Origin of the sequence: Neptuniibacter sp. 2_MG-2023 (genome assembly GCF_030547495.1) — a bacterium.
GTDB lineage: Bacteria > Pseudomonadota > Gammaproteobacteria > Pseudomonadales > Balneatricaceae > Neptuniibacter.
Map to the genome: position 1 here is coordinate 38,173 of NZ_JAUOQC010000008.1, position 17,281 is coordinate 55,453.

Annotated in this window: 18 protein-coding genes; 15 read left to right on the top strand and 3 right to left on the bottom strand. The window is 43.1% G+C overall.

Annotation, left to right across the window (positions count from 1 at the left end; translation table 11 throughout):
• Positions 1-4 precede the first annotated feature (4 nt).
• Positions 5-946 (bottom strand): LysR family transcriptional regulator, encoded by a 942-nt coding sequence (locus Q4486_RS09295; RefSeq protein WP_303519179.1) that lies wholly within the window; start codon positions 944-946, stop codon positions 5-7.
• 150 nt (positions 947-1,096) lie between these two features.
• On the opposite strand from Q4486_RS09295, the gene Q4486_RS09300 reads away from it, so the two are divergent.
• Together Q4486_RS09300 and rraA are read left to right on the top strand one after the other, a co-directional pair.
• Positions 1,097-4,168, top strand: a complete 3,072-nt coding sequence (locus Q4486_RS09300) for an FAD-binding and (Fe-S)-binding domain-containing protein (protein WP_303519181.1) — start codon at positions 1,097-1,099, stop codon at positions 4,166-4,168.
• A gap of 502 nt (positions 4,169-4,670) precedes the next feature.
• On the top strand, positions 4,671-5,162 hold the full coding sequence (gene rraA / locus Q4486_RS09305; protein WP_303417897.1) for a ribonuclease E activity regulator RraA: 492 nt from the start codon (positions 4,671-4,673) through the stop codon (positions 5,160-5,162).
• Between the two features lie 125 nt (positions 5,163-5,287).
• On the opposite strand, the gene Q4486_RS09310 is transcribed toward rraA, so the two are convergent.
• On the bottom strand, positions 5,288-5,719 hold the full coding sequence (locus Q4486_RS09310; RefSeq protein WP_303417899.1) for an Rrf2 family transcriptional regulator: 432 nt from the start codon (positions 5,717-5,719) through the stop codon (positions 5,288-5,290).
• A gap of 155 nt (positions 5,720-5,874) precedes the next feature.
• On the opposite strand from Q4486_RS09310, the gene Q4486_RS09315 reads away from it, so the two are divergent.
• Together Q4486_RS09315 and sppA are read left to right on the top strand one after the other, a co-directional pair.
• The gene (locus tag Q4486_RS09315) at positions 5,875-6,534 is read left to right on the top strand and encodes an HAD-IA family hydrolase (RefSeq protein ID WP_303417901.1); all 660 of its coding nucleotides are present in this window, start codon (positions 5,875-5,877) and stop codon (positions 6,532-6,534) included.
• Positions 6,535-6,633: 99 nt separating this feature from the next.
• Positions 6,634-7,626 (top strand): signal peptide peptidase SppA, encoded by a 993-nt coding sequence (gene sppA, locus Q4486_RS09320; protein ID WP_303519277.1) that lies wholly within the window; start codon positions 6,634-6,636, stop codon positions 7,624-7,626.
• An 82-nt stretch (positions 7,627-7,708) separates the two neighbouring features.
• Here the strand turns inward: sppA and Q4486_RS09325 are convergent, their stop codons facing one another.
• Positions 7,709-8,287, bottom strand: coding sequence for a nucleoside triphosphate pyrophosphatase (locus tag Q4486_RS09325; RefSeq protein ID WP_303417903.1), 579 nt, complete (start codon positions 8,285-8,287; stop codon positions 7,709-7,711).
• A gap of 111 nt (positions 8,288-8,398) precedes the next feature.
• Between Q4486_RS09325 and Q4486_RS09330 the strand changes: the two genes are divergently transcribed.
• From Q4486_RS09330 to Q4486_RS09380, 11 genes are all read left to right on the top strand, one after another.
• Positions 8,399-8,917: a YceD family protein gene (locus tag Q4486_RS09330; RefSeq protein WP_303417905.1), complete on the top strand. Its 519-nt coding sequence runs from the start codon at positions 8,399-8,401 to the stop codon at positions 8,915-8,917.
• Positions 8,918-8,940: 23 nt separating this feature from the next.
• Complete coding sequence (rpmF, locus tag Q4486_RS09335; RefSeq protein WP_067986107.1) at positions 8,941-9,120, top strand: 50S ribosomal protein L32; 180 nt, start codon at positions 8,941-8,943, stop codon at positions 9,118-9,120.
• A 2-nt stretch (positions 9,121-9,122) separates the two neighbouring features.
• Entirely contained in the window at positions 9,123-10,139 is a 1,017-nt protein-coding gene (gene plsX, locus Q4486_RS09340; protein WP_303417908.1) for a phosphate acyltransferase PlsX, read from the top strand.
• A 116-nt stretch (positions 10,140-10,255) separates the two neighbouring features.
• Positions 10,256-11,188, top strand: coding sequence for an ACP S-malonyltransferase (gene fabD / locus Q4486_RS09345; protein WP_303417910.1), 933 nt, complete (start codon positions 10,256-10,258; stop codon positions 11,186-11,188).
• Between the two features lie 24 nt (positions 11,189-11,212).
• Positions 11,213-11,956, top strand: a complete 744-nt coding sequence (gene fabG, locus Q4486_RS09350) for a 3-oxoacyl-ACP reductase FabG (protein WP_303417912.1) — start codon at positions 11,213-11,215, stop codon at positions 11,954-11,956.
• Positions 11,957-12,136: 180 nt separating this feature from the next.
• Positions 12,137-12,370: an acyl carrier protein gene (acpP, locus tag Q4486_RS09355; RefSeq protein ID WP_067864849.1), complete on the top strand. Its 234-nt coding sequence runs from the start codon at positions 12,137-12,139 to the stop codon at positions 12,368-12,370.
• Between the two features lie 109 nt (positions 12,371-12,479).
• Positions 12,480-13,718, top strand: a complete 1,239-nt coding sequence (gene fabF, locus Q4486_RS09360) for a beta-ketoacyl-ACP synthase II (RefSeq protein WP_303417916.1) — start codon at positions 12,480-12,482, stop codon at positions 13,716-13,718.
• Positions 13,719-13,736: 18 nt separating this feature from the next.
• Positions 13,737-14,555 carry an aminodeoxychorismate lyase gene (pabC, locus tag Q4486_RS09365; RefSeq protein WP_303519182.1) on the top strand — a complete coding sequence of 273 codons (819 nt, stop codon included), beginning with the start codon at positions 13,737-13,739 and terminating at the stop codon, positions 14,553-14,555.
• A gap of 45 nt (positions 14,556-14,600) precedes the next feature.
• Positions 14,601-15,626 carry an endolytic transglycosylase MltG gene (gene mltG / locus Q4486_RS09370; RefSeq protein ID WP_303519183.1) on the top strand — a complete coding sequence of 342 codons (1,026 nt, stop codon included), beginning with the start codon at positions 14,601-14,603 and terminating at the stop codon, positions 15,624-15,626.
• A 17-nt stretch (positions 15,627-15,643) separates the two neighbouring features.
• The gene (gene tmk, locus Q4486_RS09375; protein WP_303519184.1) at positions 15,644-16,279 is read left to right on the top strand and encodes a dTMP kinase; all 636 of its coding nucleotides are present in this window, start codon (positions 15,644-15,646) and stop codon (positions 16,277-16,279) included.
• A gap of 4 nt (positions 16,280-16,283) precedes the next feature.
• Positions 16,284-17,273 carry a DNA polymerase III subunit delta' gene (locus Q4486_RS09380; protein WP_303519185.1) on the top strand — a complete coding sequence of 330 codons (990 nt, stop codon included), beginning with the start codon at positions 16,284-16,286 and terminating at the stop codon, positions 17,271-17,273.
• The last annotated feature ends 8 nt before the right edge of the window (positions 17,274-17,281 follow it).

Below are 17,281 nucleotides of genomic sequence, written 5' to 3' on the forward strand. Positions count from 1 at the left end.
TAGGTTAAGGGAGCGCTTTAGTTACATGATTGGGTAATTGAGTCGTTTTAAAATAGTCCTGTAGCATAATGATCATTGTTTCTGCGGCAGGACTTAGTGCGCGACCTTTACGGGTAATAATGTAAATTTTCCGTTGTAGTCCAGGTGATTGTAAAGGCACAAAAATTAGCGTTGAAAAAGCGCTAGTGCTGGCCGCAAGTGCCGGAAGTATAGAAACACCTAGCCCCGCTTTTACCATATCTGCCAGCCCAGCTGGGGTTGAGACTTCAATTAATGGGCTTTGGGTGTTTAATCCCAGATTGTTTTCCCTTTCTAATTTATATAACTGTGAACGGGTGCCGGTATCTGTGGTTAAATGGATTCTTGGTAGTGAGCTCACCTGTGCCCAACTGAGTTGTGTCGCTTTACTCATAGGGTGGTTTGAGGGGAGAACAATACCGTACTGATCCATTAAAACCGGTTGATAGTTTAATTCCGGTTGATTTGAATGATTACCTCCTAAGCCAAAATCCACATCATTTTCTAATACCCGTTGTTCAATGCCACTCGCATTATCATCGCGCAGATAAAGCCCTATATTGGCATAGGCTTGATGGTAGGATTTAATAATCTCGGGTAGCATTCTGCCGATCATTGAGGGCGAGGCCGCAATACCAATCTTACCTTTTTGTTGAGAGGTGGTTGCTTTTAGGTCATTAAAGGCAGTATCAAAATCGGAGATTAGCTTTTCAGCCACTGGGAAGAAGTTTTCCCCTTCGCCAGTTAGCATCACGCGGCGGGTTGTGCGGTCAAACAGCTTCAATTCCACCTGCTCTTCGAGCTGTTTTATGGTGGCGGTAAGTGTTGATTGAGTCAGGTGCAGGTTTTCGGCAGCCCGCGTAAAACTACCACTTTTGGCAATTTCAGTGAAAGCACGTAGATGGCGTATAGATATATTATTCGACATAATCAATTAATTAATAGAATTTTATCGTTTGATTGATAAATAACAATTCTGCATCATAGCACCCAATATCACAAATTTGAGCAACAACCGCGATATAAGCCTGATTTTTGAGCAGATCAGTGCTGCGGTTGCCTATAGAGGTCCTAAAAGATGATCCCTCGTCTTTCGCAAGTCGAAACCACTAACGCCCTGTATCTTGATTATATTGATGCACTTAAACAAAACGGTTTTTCCGGTGATCTAAACCCTGATTACGCGAACCGCATTGTGCTATCAACGGATAACAGTATCTACCAGATGTTACCGCAAGGGGTGCTTTACCCGCGATCAGAACAGGATTTGGTACTTATTGCTAAGTTGGCGGATGAAACTCGGTTTGCCGAGGTGAAACTAAGTGCCCGTGGCGGTGGTACAGGGACTAATGGTCAATCCTTAACAGACGGTTTGATCGTTGATGTTTCCAAACATATGAATCAGGTACTAGAGATCAATGCAGAGGAACGCTGGGTCCGTGTTCAGGGCGGTGTAGTTAAAGATCAATTAAATCGTGCTCTAAAGCCGTATGGTTTGTTTTTTGCACCCGAGCTATCCACCAGTAACCGTGCAACCATTGGTGGCATGATCAATACCGATGCCAGTGGTCAAGGCTCTGTTATGTACGGAAAAACCCGTGACCATGTGCTTGAGCTTAACTCAGTGTTTCTCGGCGGAGAGGTTTGGTCATCTAAGCCTATTACGGATGACGAACTGGCTGAGATCAAAAAGCGTGACGACAAAGTAGGCGAGGTGCATCGCCAAATTGATGCGATTTTCACTGAAAAGAAAGAGCTTATTGATGCGAAATTCCCTAAGCTTAACCGCTGCCTCACCGGTTATGATCTTGCACATATTCGCGATGAAAACGGTCTTTTTAATCTAAATTCTGTGTTGTGTGGTGGTGAAGGCTCTCTCGCTTTTATTACGGAAGCGAAGCTTAATGTTTTATCTATTCCCAAATATGCAGCGCTGGTTAATATCAAATACGATAGTTTTGAAACCTCATTGCGTGACGCGACAGACTTAATGAAGTTTGGCCCAACATCTATAGAAACTATTGATTCTAAAGTACTTAACTTGGCAATGGGCGATATTATTTGGGATACAGTCAGTGCTTATTTTCCAAGCGAAGCGGGCGAGCCAGATATAAAAGGGATCAACTTAGTTGAATACACGTCTGATGATGAGGCCGCATTAAAAGCAGATGTTGCAAAGTTAGAAGCCCATTTAAAGACCGTTGAAGGTGAAGAGGGTAAAAGCTTTGGTTTCTCGGTGGTCTATGGCGCGACGGAAATTAACAAAGTTTGGGCCATGCGTAAAAAGTCGGTTGGCTTGTTAGGTAATGCAAAAGGCCAAGAGCGTCCTATCCCTTTTGTTGAAGATACAGCGGTTCCACCAGAAAACCTTGCTGACTTTATTATGGAGTTCCGTAAGGTCTTAGATGATAGAGATCTGCCATATGGCATGTTTGGTCATGTGGATGCGGGTGTTTTACATGTTCGTCCGGCAATCGATATGAAGGATGAGCGGCAAGAATCGCTGATTCGTGAGATTACTGACCAAGTGGTGGCGCTCACGGTTAAATATAAAGGGCTTTTGTGGGGGGAGCACGGTAAAGGGGTTCGGTCGGAATATTCACCTGAATTTTTTGGTGAACTCTATCCTGAGCTGCAAAAAATTAAAGTCGCCTTTGATCCACGAAATCAAATGAACCCTGGCAAGATTGCTACCCCTGCAATTGACGGGGCCGAACTGCTTAAAATTGATCAAGTGCCAACCCGTGGTCAATTTGATCGTCAGATCAGTGCTGCTGTACGGGAAGAGTATGACTCTGCCATGTTCTGTAACGGCAATGGTGCTTGTTTTAACTATGATCCGAATGACGCTATGTGTCCCTCTTGGAAAGGCACGCGTCAACGTATTAATTCCCCTAAAGGCCGTTCGTCATTAATTAGAGAGTGGCTTCGTTTAGTGGAAAAAACAGGTACTGACTTACAAGCTGAATCAGCTAAAGTGAAAACCCGTTCGTTTATCGCTTCACTGCCGAGTCGTATTAAAAATACATTGGCAAAAACAAAAGATAATGAATATGACTTCTCTCACGAAGTACATGAATCCATGATGGCTTGCTTAGCTTGCAAATCTTGCGTTGGTCAGTGCCCCATTAAGGTTAATGTTCCCGATTTTAGAGCGCGCTTTTTAGAGGTGTACTACGGGCGTTACTTGCGTCCAGCTAAAGACTATATGGTGGGCAGTTTGGAATACATGATTCCATGGCTGGCTAAGTTTCCGGCACCTTACAACTGGGCTATGAAGAATAGGGCGCTTAAAGCTATTTTCCGTAAACATGTAGGCATGGTTGATAGCCCAGCTATTTGTACCAATAGTCTTATTTCTGGCATGAAAGCTCGGGGGGTTCAATTTGCGACGCCTGATCTTATAAAAGATTTAAGTGCGGAGGATCGTGATAATGCCGTTATTATCGTACAGGACGCTTTTACGAGCTATTTTGAATCTCAACTTGTCTTGGATCTAGTTGACCTCTTAACGGGCCTAGGTTTTTATGTGCTGATGGCACCCTTTAAACCCAACGGCAAGCCACTACATGTGCATGGTTTTATGAAAGCGTTTGAGAAAGCTGCTGAATCTAATGGGAGCATGCTTAAGGCTTTAGATGAAACCGGTGTACCTTTGATTGGTGTTGATCCCTCAATGACCTTAACTTACCGTCAAGAGTATGGGTATGTTATACCTGAAAAAAATCTACCTAAGGTTCAGTTGATTCAGGAGTGGTTGGTAACACATGTTGATCGCCTTAAATCCTATAATTCAGCCAATTTGCCGAGCGCTGAATTTAAGTTGCTTGCGCACTGTACAGAAAAAACCTCCGAAGCCCCATCTATTCGCCTTTGGCAGGAGATTTATGAAGCTATGGGGCAAAAGCTAAGTATCCAAGCGGTCGGCTGTTGCGGCATGTCGGGGACTTATGGTCATGAGACTCAAAATGCAGAGACCTCTAGGACGATCTACCAATTGAGTTGGTCCGATGTGGTAAATGCGCCTGAGAATAAGAATAAGCTGGTTGCTACCGGTTATTCGTGTCGTAGCCAAGTTAAGCGAATAGATGAGCAAGTTATTCCTCATCCTATTCAAATGTTACTGGCTCAGTTGAAAACTAAACATTAGTAGTGATTTGCTTGCCGTATAAAAAACGCAGCTAATTGAGCTGCGTTTTTTTATTTTATTTGAACCTATATTGATTGCCTTTGTACTGATTTTGCATGTGCGAGAGGGTTTCGATTGAGGGTGCCTAACCTCCTGTTTGTGGTCAGTGATTATTGGGGTTTTACGTCATTAAAAACCTTCGCTTGGTCATAAATGAATTTTGCTAGGTTGTTTTTTTACGATTGAAGAAGAGATCATATTTATCGTAGATTCTGTGCATAGTGCACAATAGCAGGGTCTAGGTTGCTGCTTTTTTAGTAAGTATTGATCTGTAACGTTGAGGTTGCTTATGGCCGAATGAGCAGCGGGTGATTTTATTCTTCTAAAGCTTATTTCAACTAATGACCCTTAAATTCCTGCCTAAGTTGTAGTGCAATTGCACAATGAATCGGCGAATATACATTTTTTACTTTAAGCCTTGCAGTATAGTTGCTGCGCACAAAACTCAATTAAGGAGCTAACCGTGGAAGATCTATTGCCTGAACTATGTGATCAATTCCCAGACCTGGTACAGGTCGTAGAGCCAATGTTTGGTAATTTTGGTGGTAAAGAGCGTTTTGGGGGTGAAATTGTCACGCTAAAAGCATTTGAAGATAACTCTTTAGTTCGTGAACAGGTTGCGCTTCCAGGTAAAGGTAAAGTGCTCGTTGTTGACGGTGGCGGTTCTATGCGTAAAGCCATGTTGGGTGACATGCTAGCTGAAAAAGCGACGGTTAATGGCTGGGAAGGCATTATTATCTACGGTTGTATCCGTGATGTTAACGCGATTGCTGATCTTAATATTGGAGTTCAGGCGTTGGGGGCACATCCGATGAAAACTGATAAAAAAGGGTTGGGTGAACTTAATGTAAGCCTAACCTTTGGCGGTGTAACGTTCCACCCTGGAGAGTATGTATATGCTGATAACAATGGCGTATTGATCTCACCTGAAAAGCTTGACGTATCAGAAGGCTAAGTTGTCAGTTATTTTTAAAAGCCCGTGTTTGAGATTTTTTTATTTCAAGCTTGGGCTTTTTTCTAGGTTTATTTTTATGGCCTTAGTGTTTTGCGTGGTCAATGTTTAACTGTTTGAGAGGGGAGTTACCCTGCGCTGCGAGCAATGAGAAGTGTGCGCATTTTAGGATTAGTTAACAGATCTTCAAGGGTGTATTTTTCCAATACTTTTATAAATGCTTGCTGGGCCTCTACTAAGACCTCTTGGAGTGAGCATTGATTGGTCAGGCAGCAGGTTTGTTCCGCACAGTTAATTAACGGCTGTGAGCCTTCTGATTGATTAACAATGTCAGCAAGGTTTATTTCTGCTGTTGCTTGCGCTAATTTTATGCCGCCTTTTTTTCCGCGAAATGTGGCTAAGTAGCCCGATTTAGCTAAAGCATGTACAACCTTTCTAAGATGTTCAATAGATATATCATAGTAGTTAGCTATCTCTGAAAGTGTGACGAGACGGTCATTATGAATAGCAGCATAGAAAAGCACGCGAAGTGTATAATCGGTAAATCGACTTAATTGCATTTTTAACTTTTTTTAGGGATAAGTTCCTAAAATATACGTTACGTCACTTAAGTAAAGCAAGATATAGGTCAAGAATTAATAAGTTTGCTTGAAGTTTACGCTCAGTCCTATATATAGATGTATTCTCACTAATTAAGATGGCTCAAGGGAGTTTTGTGTATAAGTTATTGATTTTTGATTGGGATGGTACGGTTATTGATTCAACTGCACGTATCATTTCTAGCATGCAAGCGGCAGCGCTTGATTGTGATTTTCCCGTGCCATCCAGTGCTTCTGTGATGAATATTATCGGCCTAGGCTTACCTGAGGCGATCAGAATACTGATTCCAGATATAGATGATTCTGGTATTGAGCTGATGCGTGTTCAGTATGGTCATCATTTCTTAGGCGTTAATGAAACCCCAACCCCTTTGTTTCCGGGTGTGCAAAATACTTTAGAGAGTATGCATGCTAAGGGGATGCGTATGGCGGTTGCAACGGGCAAAAGTCGTCGTGGTTTAGATAGAGCTTTTGCTCAAACGGGTCTGGCTTACCTTTTTGAAATTTCGCGTTGTGCGGATGAAACTATATCTAAACCTAACCCTCTTATGTTGGAAGAGATATTAGCTGAAACAGGGGTGCTTGCCTCTGAAGCGATAATGATAGGCGATACGGAATATGATCTCGAGATGGGTAAACGAGCAGGTATGGATGTGATTGCGGTAAGTTATGGTGCGCATCATATTGATCGTTTAAAAGGTTTTGATCCTGTTTTGGAGGTGGACAACTTTCCAGAACTGGAGCATTGGTTAGATAGTAAAGGCGCTTTTGCCTAACAGGAGTGATTTGTGTCTGATAATCCATGGAATGAAAAAAAAGGCCAAGCGTCAGAGGCCGAAGCTATTAATGATTCAGTAAGTGATACTCAATCTGATATAGATGCGAATAGTAAATTAGGTAAAGCGGTAGAGAATGCTAAACAGGACTCCTCAAGTAAAAAAGAGTGGAAGCTTATAGAGAAACTCTTAAATGGGATGTTTGTTGAACAGCGTAGAGCTCGCCGCTGGGGGATCTTCTTTAAATTTCTGACTTTTGGGTACCTGTTTGCGTTGATGGGGCTTCTACTTTTTAATAATGATTTAGAAAAAAGCTCCTCGCTTGAAGCACATACTGCCGTTATAGAAGTTAAAGGGCCAATTAGTGCTGATGATGAGGCGAGTGCCGATGCGATTATTTGGTCACTTCGTGAAGCTTTTGATGAAGATAATGCAAAAGCGGTTATTTTGCGTATAAATAGTCCTGGCGGTAGCCCTGTTCAAGCAGGCTATATCTATGATGAGATTAAGCGTCTTCGCACGATGCACCCAGAGAAGCCTCTCTATTCTGTTATTGCGGATATTGGTGCGTCAGGGGCTTATTATATAGCGGCGGCATCGGATGCTATCTATGCAGATAAAGCAAGTTTAGTAGGCTCTATTGGCGTTGTGGCAGGTGGATTTGGTTTTGTTGACCTTATGGATAAAGTAGGGGTTGAACGCCGTCTTTATACTGCAGGTGAGCATAAGGCTTTTCTTGATCCTTACTCTCCAAGTAATGAAGCCGAAAAAGAATTTTGGCAAAGCGTACTTAATACCACGCATAAGCAGTTTATTGATCAAGTTAAGCAGGGGCGTGGTGATCGCTTAAAAGACGATCCACGTTTGTTTAGTGGGCTTGTGTGGACGGGTGAACAGGCCGTTGACTTAGGGCTTATTGATGGCTTAGGTAGTACGAGTTCAGTGGCACGAGAAGTCGTTAAAGTTGAAAAGCTTGTCGACTACACACCAAAACGTCAACCATGGAAGCAGATTGTGGATGAGCTTGGTGTTAGTTTTACCAAGGCGATAAGTACACAGTTGGGCTTAAGTCAGGGTGCGCAGCTACGCTAATTAGCGGGCTTATGAGAAAAAATGGAGGGCTAAGCCCTCCATTTTTTTTACCTAACACTCTGTTAGCAGTTAAATTTTAGCATTACAGGACATTGAATCCCTCTTTTTCCAGCATACGCACTAAACGAATTAACGGTAGGCCGATCAGGGTATTCGGATCTTCGCCTTCTAAACGTTCAAATAATACGATGCCGAGTGCCTCTGATTTAAAACTGCCTGCGCAATTGTAGGGTTGCTCTGCGTGCAGGTAATGTTCAATCATCTCATCAGTTAATGTTCTAAAAACAACTTTAAATGGCACCGTTTCGCTTTGAACCTTGCCACTTTTTGAATTAATCAGGGCTAGGCCTGTTAAAAAAGTAACGGTGTGGCCTGATAGTTTTTGTAGCTGTTTGACTGCATTTTCATGAGTATGGGGCTTGCCTAAAATTTCATTGCCTAAAACAGCGACTTGGTCGGAGCCTATGATTAAACTATCGGGCTCAGTTTTGGCTACTTTTTGTGCTTTTTCTATGGCTAATCGTGCAACGAGATTCTCGGGTGTTTCATTAGCTAGAGGTGATTCATCTATATCTGGAGAAATACAGGCGTATTTAAGCTGTAGTTTGTCTAAAATTTGACGACGAAACGGTGAACTAGATGCTAAAATCAGGTTTCTCATGTCTTTTTTTAACCGTTAATGTATGAAGGCTCGAATATTAGCGGTTTTATTACATAATTAAACCCCAAAGTCTTTGACAGATGGGTTTTCGAGCCCTAGAATTGCGCGCTTATGTCAAACGGTCCATTACCTAACAAAGTAGACCCGCGAAAACTTGCTGAGCGGGAAGTGCGGATAACAGGTGCAGTCGCCTTAGATAGGATGCCTATACTTTGCCAATCATTGATTGGTACAGAAGGCTCTATTGATGTCGATCTCCAGTTTGCTGTTGATGAACAGCGTATTCGTACCATTACTGGCAGCGCTGAAGGTCATGTTTTCATGACGTGTCAACGTTGCTTAGATCCAGTAGAGGTTGCCGTAGAGGTAGATTTTAATCTTGGCCTTGCTGCCAGTGAGGATGCTGCAAAACAGCTTCCTCGCATTTATGATCCTCTGATAGTAGGGGATGAAGAGATTGAGTTGCTTTCTGTGGTTGAAGAAGAGTTGATTTTAAGCCTTCCTCATGATGCTTATCATGAAGATTGCTCGATCAAAACTTCATACGGCGATGCCGGGGCAGTGGCAGAAAACAACGATAAACCGAATCCATTTAGTGTGTTGGCGCAATTAAAAGCCAATAACAAATAGAAAGAACCAGGAGCTATTTAGTCATGGCAGTTCAGAAAAGTAAGAAGTCACGTTCCCGTCGCGATATGCGTCGTTCACACGATGCGCTAGGTAACCCGACTCTATCTGTAGAAGCAACTACAGGTGAAACGCACCTTCGTCACCATGTATCTGCTGACGGTTTCTACCGTGGCAAACAAGTAATTAAGCAGGATGACGAGTAATATTGTCAGCCTACTACACCATTGCAGTTGATGTGATGGGCGGGGACTTCGGTCCCCGCATTACGATCCCCGCTACAATCGACGCATTAAAACGTTACCCGCATCTTTCGGTCAAACTTGTTGGCCATCAAGAAGCTATTACCCCTCTTTTGACCCAATTAAGCTCTGAAATTGCCTGTCGTCTTGATGTTGTTCATGCGGCTGAGACTATCTCAATGTGCGCGAAACCTTCGCTAACGATTCGTAACGGTCAAGAGTCTTCAATGTTTAAATCCCTTCAGTTAGTTGCTGATAAGCAGGCGCAGGCGTGTGTCAGCGCTGGGAATACTGGAGCTTTGATGGTTTTGGGGCGGTATATATTACGCACATTGCCTAATGTGGATCGACCCGCTATTACTTCAACTGTTCCGACTGCTGATGGGCATTGCCATATGCTTGATCTTGGCGCTAATGTTGATTGCAGTGCTGAACACCTCCTTCAGTTTGCTATAATGGGGTCAGTGATGGTGCAAGCGGTGGATGGTATAACTGAGCCTAGAATCGGCTTGCTCAATATAGGTGCCGAGGAAGTTAAAGGTAATGAGCAGGTTAAGCTTGCTTCTCGCTTAATTGAGGAGAAGGGTGGTCTTAATTATATAGGCTACATTGAAGGGGACGATATATATAAAGGCAAAGCCGATGTTGTTGTTTGTGATGGTTTTGTCGGTAATATAGCGCTTAAAAGTAGTGAAGGCTTAGCGCGATTAATGAGCCATAAATTCCAATCGAGTTTTAAAAAAGGCCTGTATCGTAAAGTATTAGCCTTTCTTGCTAGTCCGATTTTAAGTGAAATAAAGCAGCAGTTGGATCCATCACGACGCAATGGTGCAAGCTTGTTAGGTTTGCAAGGAATTGTTATCAAGAGTCATGGGGCAGCTAATAAAACCTGTTTTGGTTATGCTCTAGATCAAGCTGTAGCCGAAGTAGAGCAAAACCTTCCAAGTAAGATATGCAATGAAATTGAGCATAAGCTTGCTTGATTCGCTTTATAGCGGTTTTAATTACCTCGTAATGTTGTAAACTACGCCCCTTTGGCCTGTGTTCTTTTATCAATCCGCAGGCTTGCTATTAATTTTATTGTCGATTTGAGGAAATCATGTCGCAAAAACTCGCTTTTGTTTTTCCGGGACAAGGCTCCCAACAACAGGGAATGCTTGCTGAATTAGCAGAATCTCATCCTGTGATTACCGATACCTTTGCTGAAGCATCTGAGGTTCTAGGTTATGACCTATGGGAGCTTGTTCAGAATGGTCCTTCAGAAGATCTAGATCGGACAGATAAAACCCAGCCTGCGTTGTTAACGGCTGGTGTGGCTTTGTGGCGACTTTGGCAGGAGATGGGGGGTGAAATGCCTACTGTTCTTGCGGGTCATAGTCTAGGAGAGTACACAGCATTGGTTTGTGCTGGTGCTATTAGTTTTGCGGATGGCGTGAAACTTGTGAAAATGCGCGGTGAATTCATGCAAACGGCTGTTCCTGCGGGCGCCGGTGCTATGGCTGCCATTCTTGGTCTTGAAGATGCTGCTATTGCGCGTGCTTGTAAAGATGCGGAGCAGGGTGAAGTAGTTTCTCCTGTAAATTACAACTGTCCAGGTCAGGTTGTTATTGCAGGTCATAAAGATGCCGTTGCTCGCGCTATCGTGAATTGTAAAGAAGCGGGTGCAAAAAGAGCAATTCCTTTACCTGTAAGTGTTCCCTCTCATTGTGATTTAATGAGACCTGCCGCTGAGCAGATGGCGATTGAACTATCAAATATTGAAGTTCGTATGCCGAAAATTCAGGTTTTACAAAACACGACGGCGAAAGTACCCTCATCAGTGGATGAGCTAAAAGAAAATCTGTTAAGTCAGCTGTATAGCCCTGTACTTTGGACCAAAAGTGTTCAAAATATGGTCGCGCAAGGTATTGAAAACGCACTAGAATGTGGGCCAGGTAAAGTATTATCGGGTCTGAACAAAAAGATTCATAGACCTCTGATCGTAGCTGCGATTAATGATGCGGCGGGCCTTGAAAAAGCGCTTAATGCATAATCGTACGAGCAAGGAATAATAAGAATGAGTATTGAAGGTAAGGTAGCGCTTGTAAGCGGCGCAACACGCGGTATAGGTAAAGCGATTGCGCTCGAGCTGGGTAAGCAGGGTGCGGTTGTTATTGGCACTGCAACAAGTGAAAATGGCGCTACATCCATTGGCGAGTATCTATCCGAATCGGGTATTAAAGGTACGGGCTTAGTTTTGGATGTTGCAAGTAGTGACTCCGTTGCCGATGTGCTTAAAACAGTACAAACAGATTTCGGTACAATCGAGATACTTGTTAATAATGCAGGTATTACTCGTGATAATATCTTAATGCGTATGAAAGACGATGAATGGGATTCAGTTTTAAATACTAATCTTAATTCTGTTTTTCGCTTGGTCAAAGGCTGCCTAAGAGGCATGACTAAAGCTCGCTGGGGGCGTATTATAAGCGTCAGTTCAGTCGTTGCATCTATGGGTAACGCTGGGCAGGCTAACTATGCGGCCGCTAAATCAGGCATGGAAGGCTTTACCCGTGCTTTGGCTCGAGAAGTAGGTTCCCGTAACATTACGGTAAACTGTGTAGCGCCTGGGTTCATCGATACAGATATGACCAGTGGGCTTGCTGATGAGCATAAAGAAGCGTTGAAATCACAGATTCCTCTGAATCGTCTTGGGCGACCAGAAGAAATTGCATCAGTTGTTGGTTTTTTAGCCAGCGAAAGTGGTGGATATGTGACTGGAGAGTCGATTCAGGTCAATGGTGGCATGTATATGGGCTAAAAGCGGCCTAGGGGAATTGTTTTTTTCCTCGAAATGTTGATAATGTGCCGTCAGGTAGAGAATGTTTTCATTTTAGCTGAGTTAGGTTTAAGTTAACTTGGTTGGCTGAAATGCTTTTAATAAAATTTCTTTCCGTATGCTAAATCGGTATATGGTGTTAATAAGAAGATAGGAAGAGATATGAGCAGCATTGAAGAGCGCGTAAAAAAGATCATCGCAGAGCAGTTGGGTGTTAAAGAAGAAGAAGTTACTCAAGAAGCTTCTTTCGTTGAAGATCTGGGCGCTGACTCCCTAGACACTGTTGAGTTAGTAATGGCTCTAGAAGAAGAATTCGAAACAGAGATCCCAGACGAAGAAGCTGAGAAAATCACTACAGTTCAGCTAGCAATCGATTACATCAACGCACACCAGTAATCGCTAATAGCACGAATCTCTGACAAGCCGCCTATCCTAGATAGCGCGGCTTTTCTTTTGTCTGTCAGTCTTATTTTATACATCTGTATTCCGTGTATGGAGATATTCAATGGCACATAGGCGTGTAGTTGTCACTGGAATTGGCATGTTAACGCCAATAGGTAATACCGTCGCTGAAACTTGGTCTCAGTTATTATTAGGTAAAAGTGGTGCGGCACCTATTACTCACTTCGATGCATCCTCCTATGGGACACGTTTTGCTTCCTCAGTTAAAAACTTCGATGTAACTCAATATGTGAGCCAAAAAGAAGCGCGTAAAATGGATCTTTTTATCCAGTACGGGTTGGCTGCAGGGATACAAGCGATTGAAGACGCTGCTTTCGAAGTTACGGAGGAAAATGCTGGGCGTATAGGATGCGCAATAGGCTCGGGCATTGGTGGTTTACCAATGATCGAGAAGAACATTGATATACTGGGTCAGTCTGGCCCTCGTCGAGTTTCTCCTTTTTTTGTTCCCGGTAGTATTATTAATATGATTTCCGGTAACTTGGCCATTAAGTATGGTTTTAAAGGGCCGAATATCGCAATTACAACGGCCTGCACAACAGGAACGCACAATATTGGTCAGGCAATGCGTATGATTCAATATGGCGATGCAGATGTTATGTTGGCCGGCGGTGCTGAGATGGCGACAACACCTCTAGGCATTGCTGGTTTTTCAGCGGCTAGAGCTTTATCGACGCGTAATGAAGATCCTGAAGCGGCTAGTCGTCCTTGGGATAAAGATCGTGATGGTTTTGTTCTTGGCGATGGCGCTGGCATACTTGTTCTTGAGGAGTATGAACATGCTAAAGGGAGAGGCGCAGAGATCTATTGCGAGTTGGCTGGTTTTGGTATGAGTGATGATGCATATCATATGACCGCGCCGCCTGAATCGGGAGAAGGGGCTGCATTAGCGATGAGCAACTCAATTGCTGATGCTAAAATTTCATTAGATAAAATCCATTATATTAATGCGCATGGCACTTCGACTCCCGCAGGTGATGTGGCTGAATCTAATGCAGCTAAACAGGTTTTAGGGAGTGCGGCTGATAGTGTTCGGATGAGTTCAACAAAATCAATGATAGGGCATCTACTCGGTGCTGCGGGCGCTGTTGAAGCTATATTCTGTATAAAAGCCTTGAAGCATCAAATCGCACCAGCAACTATTAATTTAGATCAACCATCTGAAGGCTGTGATCTGAATTATGTGCCTCATACGCCGCAAGCGTGTGTTATAGAGGCAGCTTTATCCAATTCCTTTGGCTTTGGCGGGACTAACGCATCACTACTCTTTAAGAAAATTTAATTGTTTATTAGGTAAGTTATGCAGGCTGCTTGGGTAAATGGTATTTCTACTGATCAGATAAAAGTTGCTGATCGGGGGATTTGTTACGGCGATGGGGTATTTGAAACGATTGCTGTTGTAGATGGGCGCCCACAGCTTCTGTCTCAGCACTTAAGCCGTATGCGTTCTAGCTTAGAAAGGCTAGGGTTTCCCGAAGGAATAGAGTCTGCAATTGAATCAGATCTTGCTCTACTGCCGTTTGAGGGAGATCAAACACTCAAGCTGATCGTGACAAGGGGAGATGGGATTCGCGGTTATATGCCCCCTCAAGAGGTTTCAGCGACCCGTGTTGTGACGCTAACGGATCGAGTGATAAATAATGATAGGGCTGATCGAGGTATTGCTACCCGGTTGTGTAACTATCGTTTGCCTCTCAACCCTGCGTTGGCGCAATTAAAGCATCTGAACCGTTTAGATCAAGTAATGGCCCGTAATGAGTGGCATGATCCTAATATTGCAGAAGGCATTATGTTAGATTCAGAAGGGTTTGTGGTTGAAGGTACAATGAGTAATCTATTTTGGTTGAATTCCGCAACAGGAGAGCTTCAGACACCGCTTATTGATCGTTGTGGGGTTAAAGGTGTGATGCGCGATCATATTATCTCTCTATTGCAGAGAGAAGATATAAGGGTTGTGGAAGGGCGCTTTGCCCCATCTGTTTTGAGTGAAGCGAGTGAAGCATTTGTTTGTAATAGTCTGATTGGTATCTGGCCAATTATTGCTTTAGATCGTAATCATTATAAGATCGGTTCCATGACTCGAAAGCTGCAATCAATTCTTGCTCGAGAGTTAGATTGAATTTGAGAGATTATTCGCCTTTTATTAGCTCAGGAAGTTAAGTAGTTGAGAAAAATATTATCTGTTATTGCTTGCGTACTATTGATTGCCGTTGCTGCTGCATATTGGTTGTATAGTGATTTTAAACTTTATATCGCCACGCCTTTGAATTTTTCTGAGAATGAAGTTGTTGTCGTAGATAAAGGATTATCTTTCAATGGCTTGGTCAATAAACTTAAAGCTAAAAATGATAATATAAATATTTATTATCTTAAGCTCTATGCTCGTCAAACAGGGCTTGGCAGAAAAATTAAAGCGGGCGAATACCACTTAACCTCCGATATGACGCCTGTCATGTTATTGAAGAAAATAACCTCAGGGCGCTCGATAAATTACAATTTCACAATTGTCGAAGGTAGTAATTATAAGCAGCTATTGGCCGCGCTACAGTCAAATCAATATTTAAATAACGATATTGAAGGGCTTTCGCCAGAACAGTTACTCGAGCAGCTAGATACAGAATATAAACATCTTGAAGGCCTCTTTCTTGCTGAAACCTATAGTTTTGAAAAAAACAGTTCAGCTTTTGCATTACTCAAACGGTCGCATAAAATGCTTGTTGATCGGTTAGAGCAACAGTGGGCGTCTCGAGATAAAAAACTGCCTTATCAATCAGCGTATGAAGCCTTGATCATGGCTTCGATTGTTGAAAAAGAGACGGCACGTGCTGATGAAAGGCCAATTATTGCCGGTGTGTTTGTGCGTCGTTTAAATATAGGTATGCGTTTACAGACGGATCCTACGGTTATCTACGGTATGGGAGATAATTACAAAGGTAATATACGTCGTTCAGATCTACGTAAGCCGACACCTTATAATACCTATACTATTTCAGGACTGCCGCCAACGCCTATTGCTATGGTTGGGCCTGATGCGATTACTGCGGCACTTCACCCTAAAGAGGGCAAAGCACTCTATTTTGTTGCAAAAGGTGATGGAAGCCATTACTTTTCTTCAACGCTTAGAGAACACAATAATGCAGTGAAAAAGTACCAGTTGTCGCGTCGTAAAGATTATCGTTCATCACCGTAAATAATAAACAGGAATATATGACTAGAGTTCAGCGAGGCCGCTTTATCACTGTTGAAGGTACGGAAGGGGTTGGTAAATCGACGAATATTGATTTCCTATGCAACCTTCTGGAAGCGCGTGGGATCGAGATTGTGTTGACGCGAGAGCCAGGTGGTACACCACTCGCTGAGGAGTTGCGCGCACTTTTACTGAGTCCACGTGATGAGCGTGTAAGCGAAGATACTGAGCTTTTACTGATGTTTGCCGCTAGGGCTCAGCATATAGAAAACGTCATTCGTCCCGCATTAGATCGAGGTGCTTGGGTGATCAGTGATCGTTTCACTGATGCGACCTTTGCTTATCAAGGCGGTGGACGTGGCATTGATTACGAGCATATAAGCCTATTAGAAAAACTGGTTCAGCATGGTCTTCATCCGGATTTAACCTTGTTATTGGATCTGGATGTTGACGTCGGTTTGAAGCGCGCTTCTGCGCGTAGCGAACCCGATCGATTTGAACAAGAAAAAATCGACTTTTTTAGCAAAGTTCGAGACGCTTACCTTCAGCGAGCTAAAAATGAGCCTCAGCGTTTCGCTATTATTGATGCGTCAGTTCCATTGCCTGAAGTTCAGCAGCAGATAGCATCCGCAGTCAGTTTGTACTTGGGTAATTAGATTTATGTCTGAGCTTGTATCAATTCATCCTTGGTTTAATGATCGCTTTCGACATCTTGCTCAGTTACATCAAGATAAACGGCTTCCTCATGCGCTTTTACTGCATGGTATGTCAGGTATAGGTAAAGTCGATTTTGCTAAAGCCTTTGCTCACTATCTACTTTGTCAGAGCCCTGAAAATGGTAAAGCTTGTGGGCATTGTAAGCCTTGTGAGTTGAACCTGGCTGGTAGTCATCCGGACCTGTATTTGCTAGAACCTGAAGAGCAAGGTAAGCAATTAAAAGTTGATCAAGTTCGAGCATTAAACGAATTTATTTACAGTACGGCACAGCAGGGCGGGTATAGAGTTGTTGTGCTTAACCCTGCGGATTCAATGAATATCGCATCTGCAAATGCTCTATTAAAAATGCTTGAAGAGCCGGGCAGGGATACGCTGATTTTGCTGATCACCTCAAAAATGGGGCAGCTATTGCCGACCATTAAAAGTCGTTGTCAGCATGTTGAGTGCCATCCTCCAGCTGAAGCGATTAGCTGGTTAATGAATGCGGCGGAGTTAGATGAAGAGCGTGCTAAAAATATACTTCATATTAATTTAGGTGCGCCTATGGAGGCGTTAGCTTATATTGATAATGGTTTAAATGAGCAGAGGGCGCAGCTTGTTAGAGGTTTGGCCGATATACTTAAGCAACGCCGTACCGCACTTGAAGTCGCACAAAGCTGGAATAAACTAAACATTGAACTTATTTTAGGCTGGTTCTATAGCTTGCTGATTGACGCCGCGAGAGGGGCTGTATGTGAATCAAGTGAGTTTGTTCGTCAAGATGATGCTCGTAATATGATCAACGCAGTTGCTAAAAAAACTAACCCCGTTAGAATCTTCAAGTTAGCAGATAAAGTTCATGAAGAGCGCAAAGCTATATTGTTAAGGCAAAACCCTAATAAGCAATTATTGCTTGAATGCATCCTACTGGAGTGGGCTGCACTGCTCAATTAAGGAGAAAA